Source organism: Sulfurimonas sp., from assembly GCF_023229105.1.
GTDB lineage: Bacteria > Campylobacterota > Campylobacteria > Campylobacterales > Sulfurimonadaceae > Sulfurimonas.
The window spans coordinates 1-9,473 of the sequence record NZ_JALNZY010000076.1 but is presented as its reverse complement, the minus strand read 5'-3'; the positions used below and the strand labels follow the sequence as shown (position 1 = coordinate 9,473).

6 protein-coding genes are annotated in these 9,473 nt (G+C 35.3%); 2 read left to right on the top strand and 4 right to left on the bottom strand.

What is annotated here, in order from left to right; genetic code table 11:
• On the bottom strand, positions 1 to 2,352 hold a 2,352-nt coding region (locus tag M0Q17_RS09330; RefSeq protein WP_295086205.1), incomplete at its 3' end, for a bifunctional proline dehydrogenase/L-glutamate gamma-semialdehyde dehydrogenase.
• Between the two features lie 198 nt (positions 2,353 to 2,550).
• Between M0Q17_RS09330 and gdhA the strand changes: the two genes are divergently transcribed.
• On the top strand, positions 2,551 to 3,903 hold the full coding sequence (gene gdhA / locus M0Q17_RS09325) for an NADP-specific glutamate dehydrogenase (protein ID WP_295086203.1): 1,353 nt from the start codon (positions 2,551 to 2,553) through the stop codon (positions 3,901 to 3,903).
• Here the strand turns inward: gdhA and M0Q17_RS09320 are convergent.
• Positions 3,900 to 5,156, bottom strand: a complete 1,257-nt coding sequence (locus M0Q17_RS09320; RefSeq protein ID WP_295086202.1) for a diguanylate cyclase — start codon at positions 5,154 to 5,156, stop codon at positions 3,900 to 3,902. The genes gdhA and M0Q17_RS09320 overlap by 4 nt on opposite strands.
• A 193-nt stretch (positions 5,157 to 5,349) precedes the next feature.
• Here M0Q17_RS09320 and M0Q17_RS09315 point away from each other — a divergent pair, with 193 nt between their 5' ends.
• Positions 5,350 to 6,099 (top strand): response regulator, encoded by a 750-nt coding sequence (locus M0Q17_RS09315; RefSeq protein ID WP_295086201.1) that lies wholly within the window; start codon positions 5,350 to 5,352, stop codon positions 6,097 to 6,099.
• Here the strand turns inward: M0Q17_RS09315 and M0Q17_RS09310 are convergent, their stop codons facing one another.
• Positions 6,100 to 8,760: an ATP-binding protein gene (locus M0Q17_RS09310; RefSeq protein ID WP_295086200.1), complete on the bottom strand. Its 2,661-nt coding sequence runs from the start codon at positions 8,758 to 8,760 to the stop codon at positions 6,100 to 6,102.
• Between the two features lie 16 nt (positions 8,761 to 8,776).
• On the bottom strand, positions 8,777 to 9,473 hold a 697-nt coding region (locus M0Q17_RS09305; protein ID WP_295086199.1), incomplete at its 5' end, for a peptide deformylase.

Sequence of the window (9,473 nt, the reverse complement as noted above, 5' to 3'; positions counted from 1 at the left end):
CCCTGAGTTATTAAAGGCAGAAGCCACAACATTTTTAACAGCCTGATCACGATCCGCCAAAGCCGTAACTATGGTGGCGTCTTTACCGCCTGTCTCTGCACTGAGATAAATATCTGGGCGCAGTTTTATCATGTCGTATGCCGTCTGCTCGCCTCCTGTAAATATTATAAAATCTATATCTCTGTTTGTGACAAGCTCTTTGCCTACTAAAGCTCCACTTGATGGAAGAAACTGGAGCGTATTTTTACTCACACCCGCACTCCAAAAACATTCGCAAACCATATATGCACAAAGAACTGCATCTGATGCAGGCTTTAGTATAACACTGTTTCCTGCGGCAAGTGCTGCAGCAATACCACCTGCGGGAATGGCTACTGGAAAGTTCCAAGGGCTCACTACGAGCCCTACTCCTTTTGGAGCTAGATGCACACCTCCAAGCTCCTCTATCTTTCTTACGCTATAGGGATAGAAGTTTAAAAAATCTATAGCTTCTGAAACCTCAACATCTGTTTCGCTAAAGACTTTCCCGACTTCTGCGGCAGCAACTCCTATTAGGTCAGCTCTTCTTTTTCTAAACTCATGTGCCGCATTCATTAAAATCTTTTGACGCTCTTTTGTGCTTAGATTTCTCCAACCATCAAGATCAGTTTTTGCAGTTTTTACGGCTTCATGCATATCTGCCGCATTCGCCCTTACGTAAGAGCCAACAATAATGCCGTCATGGTATTGAGATTTATCTATTACCTTTACACTCTCATGGCTCTCAATCTCCTTTGAAGCCACCACCGGCTTTGCATGATATCCACCGTTTTTTGCTATATTTTTCCACTTATGGGCAATCTCTTGAGCCCACTTTTTGTTTTGCTTGAGTACAAAGTCGGTATCTGCCTCACTCTCGTACAGATAGCTATTTAAATCAATTTCAGGTTTTGTCGGCTCTATATTTCTATCTTGAACTCTATAAGGAGTTAGCCTCAAATCTTCTATCTCTTCTATGGCATCATCGTAACTTTTCACAAGAGTATCCCAAGCATCAGAGCCTACCTTAAGCCCGAAACTATGGCGCAAAAAGTTCTGCGGTGCCGTATTTTCATCAAACCTTCTAACAAGATAAGCTATTGCATTTGTAAAGGTCTCTTTTGTCGCCGTTGGAGCATAAAGTATGACATTTATACCCTCATTTTTAAGAACGCTGTAGGCAGTCTCGCTCATGCCCTCAAGCATCTCTGCGCTATAAAACTTCTCAACCCCTCTTTGTTTTGCTAGAAACATTCCAAGAGCCTGATCAAAAAGATTATGTGAAGCAACTCCAAGGTGTACATACGGCGCTACTTCTGCATCTAAAAGATAATCCATAATAAGTTTAAAATTTGCATCACTTTGAGATTTTTTTCTATATGTTACACACTCCCAACCTCTAAGGCTAGCTTCTGTAAGCTCCATTTCCTGATTTGCGCCTTTTACAAGGCGAATCTTGATAGGTGCTCCGCCGCTATGGACTCTCTGCTTTGCCCAAAGAGTCAACTCTTTAGCCAGTTTTAAAGTATCTGGAAGATATGTCTGAAGCACGATTCCCGCATATAGATGTTTAAATTTCTCAAGCGAGAGCGTCTTTTTAAATACATCCATTGTAAGACGAACATCTTTATACTCCTCCATGTCAAGGTTTATAAACTTCTCCTTTTCTTCGCCGTTTGCATCTATAAATCTATTTTGCATGGCAGCATCATAAATTTTTTCTAATTTATTTGAAATCTGATCTACGCTCCATGCATGTGCCAAAGGATTTATCTGCGAAAAAATGGTAGATATTTTAATGGAGATATAGTCAATATGTGGATTTTGAAGAGTTTTTATATATTTCTCAACCCTCTCATCCGCCTCCTCTTCTCCTAAAACTATCTCTCCTATTATATTTATATTTACACGAGTTCCCTCTTCTTTTCTCTTTTTAATATGTGCGACAAGAGCCTTTTCCTCGCCTGGGATAACTACATTTTTTATGTCTTCTCTAAGGTATTTTATAAAAATAGGCACGGAGATATTAGTCATGTAGATACCGACTTTTCGAAAGGAGAGCACAAGCAACTCTTCAAAAGTGCTAAAAAAACTCGAATCCTTATACTTTTTAAAAATATACTCTATCTGCTCGGCAACTCTATGGGGATTACGTGAACGAAAACTCTGGTCTAAGAGTTCAATCAAAAAGATTTTATTCCTCGGTTCTTTTAGCATTCTGCCCATAGTATCGTGAAATTTCTGTTCTTGTGATTCTCTATGCTTTTCTATATGCTGCTGCCATTTTTTTGCAATAATTTTTGCTTCATCAAATTTCTCTTTAGTTATTTTCATGCTAATATTCCCCTAAATTTTTCCAGCGCAAACCTATACGTATCTCACTCAAGGCTACCGAAATATATTTTATTTGTCAATTAAAAAACGGTAAAAACTGATTATTATTTAAAAAGTTTATTAAAATCTACACTCATTATAGAAAATTTAATTTTCTTTATAGTATTATCCCTCTCTATTTAGAAGAAGGAAAAATATATGCCATATGTAAAAGATGTTTTTGAATATTTAAAGAGATCAAGCCCGTCTCAAAAAGAGTTTTATCAGGCTGCTGAAGAAGTTCTTGAATCACTACGACCGTTAATGATTAAATACCCAAAATATAGAGATCACAAAATCATAGAGAGAATTGTCGAGCCTGAGAGACAGATACTATTTCGTGTAAATTGGGTTGATGATAACGGTGTTATTCAAGTAAATAAAGGTTATAGAATAGAGTTTAACTCTGCTTTAGGACCATATAAAGGCGGTTTAAGATTTCACCCAAGTGTAAATGCCGGAGTTATTAAGTTTTTAGGGTTTGAGCAGATATTTAAAAATTCATTAACAGGTCTTCAAATCGGAGGCGGAAAAGGTGGAAGCGATTTTAACCCTAAAGGTAAATCAAACAATGAAATCATGAGATTTTGCCAAGCTTTCATGAGCGAACTATTTAGACATATTGGTGCAAATACGGATGTTCCTGCCGGAGACATTGGAGTTGGTGGAAGAGAAATCGGCTACATGTTTGGTATGTATAAAAAATTAGCAAACAAATACGAGGGCGTACTAACTGGAAAATCACTAAAATGGGGTGGCTCACTTGCAAGAACAGAGGCTACCGGTTATGGTGCTGTTTACTTTGCCAAGTACATGTTAGAAGACAGAGGCGAAACACTAGAGGGTAAAAAATGTGTAGTATCCGGAAGCGGAAATGTTTCTATCTATACAATTGAAAAACTCTATCATCTAGGAGCTATTCCTATTACATGTAGCGATTCAAACGGTATGATTTATGATGCTGAGGGAATTGATTTAGAACTTTTAAAAGACCTAAAAGAGGTAAAAAGAGAGAGACTTACGGAGTATGTAAAATATAGACCAAATGCAAAATACACTCCGATTGAAGAGTATCCTGAAGATTGTAACGGTGTTTACTCGATTCCGTGTTATGCAGCATTTCCAAGTGCTACACAAAATGAATTAAATTTAAATGATGCGAAAAATCTTCTTGCAAACGGCTGTGTTTGTATAAGTGAGGGCGCAAATATGCCCTCAACTCTTGAGGCAGTTCATGCATTTATTGATGCAAAAATTTGTTACGGTCCGGGTAAAGCTGCAAATGCCGGCGGTGTTGCTACAAGTCAGCTAGAGATGGCACAAAATGCTTCCATGGTCAATTGGACTTTTGAAGAGGTTGACACAAAATTAGCACAAATCATGAAAAATATTTATGTAAATGCAAGCGCAACTGCCGCTGAGTTTGGGGAACCTACAAACTTAGTGTTGGGTGCTAATATCGCAGGATTTAGAAAAGTAGCTGATGCTATGATCGAGCAAGGAATAGTTTAGGCGCTTGCTTTCTCCGCTACCTGCGGAGTTGCAACGCTTATATTCGTAGTTATAATATACTTGTTTCTCCCATTTTCTTTTGCATGGTAGAGCATCTCATCCGCTTTGCTTATCAAAACTTCATCATCTAATGCTTCATCTGCTATGCAAGAAGCGACACCTATTGATACAGTTAAAAATTCATCTATTTTAGAACCCTCATGCTTAATCTTACGCGCCTTGATGGCATCACAGATAGCTTGGGCAATTATTTCACTGTTTAATTCCGTCACTTCGGTAAGAAGTATTCCAAACTCCTCTCCCCCGAGCCTAAAAATAAAATCACTTGGACGCTTTAATAAGTCTTTAAAAACCTTTGCAACACTCCTGAGAGCAAAATCTCCCTCTATGTGACCATACATGTCGTTATACTGTTTAAAGTAGTCAATATCAAGCATCATAAATGTGATATTGGTATGGTTTCTTTTTGCTCTTTTTATCTCTTTGTCATATACAAGATTAAAATACCTTCTGTTGTAAAGACCTGTTAGGGAGTCGGTATAAGAAACATTTTCCAATTTTTTGTTTGCAATTTTTAGTTTTTTTGTAGTTCTCTCAAGTGTACTTTGATCGCTTTGTATACTTTTAAAAACATAAAAAGAGATTATCATAACTCCAAAAATAACCATCAATAAAATAGAACCTACTTTTACTAAAATCGTATCATATAGCGTTAAAAAGTTTTTCCTCTCAAGCTTGGCAACCTCAACCTCATACGTTATTAATTTATTTATTACCTGATGCACATGGGCAATTTTTTTTTCTATATTACCAATTAGTAATTTTTTGGCATCACTCTCTTGTTCTATAGCCTCGAATATTCTATAAAAATAGTAATTAACCTCTTTAATTTCAGTTGCGGCATACTCTACATACTCAAGTTCATAATCTCTTTTAAAATGAGATTCATAACTCTTCCAATCTTTCTCAATCGCTTCTAATGCAGTTTTTATTTGTGATTTGATTTCATGCGGAGCAAGTTGCGCATTTTTTGCCTTGTAAAATGTATTTGTTATCATACCTTGATATGTTTGAAGTATCTTATTTAGCTCTATTACCGGCACCAAAGAGCCAAAATAGAGGGAATCGAGATTTTTTTTCATGGAGTTTAAATTTATTGCACCCATGACTCCAACAATTATTAGCCCAAGAGTAATAATGATAAAAATAAAAAAAAGTTTACTTTTTAACCTTAGAGTCTCAATGAAATTCATTACAATATCTCCAAAAACATTCTTTAACTATAGCAAACATCATTCCAAAATGGCAAAAAAAAACATAAAAAAGTTTACAGTGTAATTTTGTAACGATATAATCACAATAATCACATTTTTATTATGAAATTAAAAAAACTTATACTATAATGTCATTATTATAAAAAAAGAGATATGATTATTTGGATTAACAATGGATAAACACACAATCATAATTGTTGAAGATGATGAGATTACAGCCTTAAACTTGAAGTTGTCGCTTCAAAAACATGGTTATGAAATAGTTGCAATGTATGACAATTCAGAAGAAGCAAAAGAGAAAATAGCTTCATATAGACCTGATGTTATTATTATTGACATCTCCTTGCAAGAGAGCAGCGACGGAATTGAGCTTGCAAAGACGATTAGACAAAATTATGCAATTCCATTTATCTACCTAACCTCTTACAGTGATGATGACATCATAGCAGAAGCGGCAAAAACAGAGCCTTACGGCTATATAGTAAAACCTTTTGATCCTTCCTCTCTTCATGCAACTATACAGATGGCAATTTTTAAATTCGAGATGGAGAACAAAAGAAGTGAAGAAGTCGGTACTACAAAACTAGACCAAAATAGCGTAGAAAAACTTCTATATGCCAAAAGAGAGTCTGAGAAACCTATCATATCTTTTGGTAACGGCTACCTTCTGGAAATAGTTCAAGATGAGATACTGTATAATCATGAGAAGATAAAACTTACAAAAAAAGAGCGGGCAATTCTGAGACTTCTTGTTGCAAAACTTGGACATACCATCAGCTTCTCTCAAGCGATTGATTATGTCTGGAAAGAAAACGGAGCCACAGAGAACAGCATCAGAACACTTATGTGGAGACTTAGAAGCAAGCTTCCCTCAGATATTATCAAAAATGCTTCCGGGATTGGCTACTACATAGAGAAGTAGTCAATTGACTTTTATCTGAGCCAACGCACTCTTTATTTTTTCAAAAGAGTGCTCAAAATCAAAATCTTCACTCTTGGCTTTTGCCATCTTCTCAATTTTTTCACTCTCCTCTTGCATGACTTCAAGTCTAAAGTTACCGCTTGAGCCCTTTATACTATGAGCAATAAGTGATATTTTATTATACTCTTTTGAAGCTATAGCCTCTTGGAGTTCAGGGATTTGGTTTGCCATTTTTTTTAGAAATAACTTGGCAAGCATTACAAGTTCATCACTGCTTAGCATCAACTCCTGACTCAGTTTTTCATGGTCTAGTCCTTCTTTAATTACATTTTCAGCTTTGCTACTCTTAAGACTACTTTCTGTGACATCTTTTGAAACCTTTAGGTAGTTAAAAAAAACCCTCTCAAGTTCTTTAATGGCAATCGGTTTTCCTAAAAATGAGTCAAACCCACTCTTTAGCCCTCTCTCTTTTGCACCTTTTATTACATTTGCAGTTAAAGCAGATACCGGCGTATGCCTTAGACCATTTTCCTTTTCATACCTTATAATATTTTGGACAGCTTCATTACCATCCATAACAGGCATCTGCTCATCCATTAAAATAAGGTCATACTTTTTTCTTTTATAAAGATTTAGAGCTTCCAAACCATTTGTCGCTAGATCGAAAGTAAGCCCATATTTACTGAGTAATATTTTAATAAGCTCTTGGTTTGCTTCATTATCCTCTGCTATTAGGACATGCCCTTCAAACCTCATTATTCTTTCATGCTTATGCACAGAGAAAGAGTCCAAATGAAGAAGCTCATCAAAAGCGGTTCTAATTTTAGAGCAGTAAAGAGGAAAGCAGGCAGATGATATATGCGTATAGTTTTCATATTTGTCACTTGGATTACTCGTGATGGCAATATACTTTTTATCAGAGTTTATAATTTTCTCTTTCATCTGCGCATCAAGATACTCATCCAAAAATACAGCTATGTCATACTCTGCGTCCAGATTATCTACCATCTTTATATTCATATTGAACATATCTGAATATTTTAAAAAGGAGTCTGCCTTATATCCTCTAATCATATCTTTTGAGTAAAATACCGTTTTTAACGTCTTTAGCTCATCTAAATCACTGAAAATTTGACACTCGTAGTTATGAATCTCTACCGGTATTTCAACCCAAAAAGTGCTCCCCTCCCCTGGCTTCGACTTCACATGCACGCTACCGCCCATATGCTCTGCGAGCTGATGACAGATGGACAAGCCCAGCCCCGTTCCCTCTAACTTCTCTATCTCCCATCTTCCAGCCTGAGTAAATGCATTAAAAATACTTCGGATATCCTCTTCTGCTACACCTATGCCGTTGTCTCGAACACTCACTTGTAGTATATTGTTCTTACAAGCAGCCTCAACATGGACATGCCCGCCAATTTTGGTAAACTTTATAGCGTTACTTAAAAGATTAGATAAAATCTGCTTTATTCTTAACGAGTCAGCATATAGCTCTTTTGGTATCGCAGGGTCTATAAAAGATGTAACTATAATGTCTTTGGCATTTGCAGAAGCTACAAAAAGCTCTAGTGTGTGGCTTATCTCATTATGAATGGAGAAAATTCTAGGTTCAATCGCAAACTCACCGCTTCTTAACTTTGTAAAATCTAAAATATCATTTATTATACTTAGCAGATTCTCTCCGCTGTTTAGAATAATCTCCAAATATTTCCTATGTTGTTTTGAGAGATCCTGCTCCATCAAAAGATTAACAAAGCCCAAAATTGCATTTAGTGGAGTCCTAATCTCATGTGACATATTTGATAAAAAATAATCTTTTGCTTGTGAAGCCTTTTGTGCTTCAAGTCTTGCATCTATGAGTGTTGTAACATCGTTGCCTATAGAGATATACTCTTTTGAGTTGTCATATGGGTCTATTATTTTGGTAATAGTCACATCAATATAGAAGTAACCTCCATTTTTTTTATTGTTCTTAATCGTACCCCTGAAAATACCGGCATTTTCAAGCTGAAACCATAAATCATCAAAATACTCTCGCGGCATATCCTCGTGCTTAATTAAGCTATGATTACTGCCCATAAGCTCATCAACACTGTATCCGCTTAGTTTTACATACTTATCATTTACATATGTTATTATCCCGTTTTGATCCGTTTTAGAGATAATAGCGCTCTCATCAAGTGCTTTTTGGTACTCGTTGAGAAGTTTAACATGCCTGTTAATCTCCTGCTCTTTTTCAAAAATTGTATCTGTATAATATTTTAAAATACCCTGAAAATTTTTATCAAAAATATAATAAATCTCATCATAAATATTTTTTGAACCAAAGCTTGAATCATGTGCAAAATCAATCATTGATCTTCGAAAGTGGCTGCAAATCTCAAAAAGCTCATCCGCTCTAATATCTTTATCTTTAAGATATAGAAGTAGATTCTGCATAATTGGACAGTTTCCTATTGCCACTTTTGCATCTATCACATCCATAAAATAGTCAAAGACACCGCTTGCATACTTATTTAAAAAAATATTCTTATTAATACCGTGAAGTTTAAAAAGCTCTTGAAGCGACTTATTAGAAATCCACCTTAAAAGTATATACTCCTTTGCAGAAACTAAAAGCGTATGATTTTTTACAAGGTTTGGTACTATTTTTTTCAATTTGCTTAATTTTTTGTTATATTATGAAATATGAAAGTAACATGATTACTAATAGTTTTGCTAAAAGTATCACAGCTGTTCCGATTATATTTCCAATTTGACAACTAGTACATGAAGTAAATTTTTTACCCTCATACTGAGCATAAAAGAAATAGATAATATTTAATACAATTGCAGCAAGAAAAAGATACGTTTGATACTTCCATAGTTGCCCTGAAGCACTATCATCTAAAAACAGTGAACCTACAAGTAAAGTTACCATAACAATCATAACTGCATTAATAACTTTAATAATATAATCTCTTTTAAAAACTGTAGGGCAACTTTGTGAGATTGCAATGTTACTTCCAAACTCCAGTTTTTTTTGAAACAGTTTCTTCTCTTGCTTATTTAGTTTATTTAAAAAACTAGATCCAAATGTATAATCTATTTTTCTTTGAAGCAAAATACTTAAATTTCCATCAGCTTTTAGCGTGTGCTGCGTACCATTTTTATCTTGATATACTATACTTATCGTCTCATATCTTGTAACTTCCGCACTTAATTCCGGAAAATAAGCAGTCTTCTCTGTTGTTGTTACCCTGCCTTTTTGATTTATAACTCTTGGATTTATTAATTCTAAAAAAGAACCGTCTTCTTTTTTAACAACTACTATATTGTAATAACTTCCTATTTGAAACGCAGCAAGTGCATCTAAACAGTTGGCTTCAATA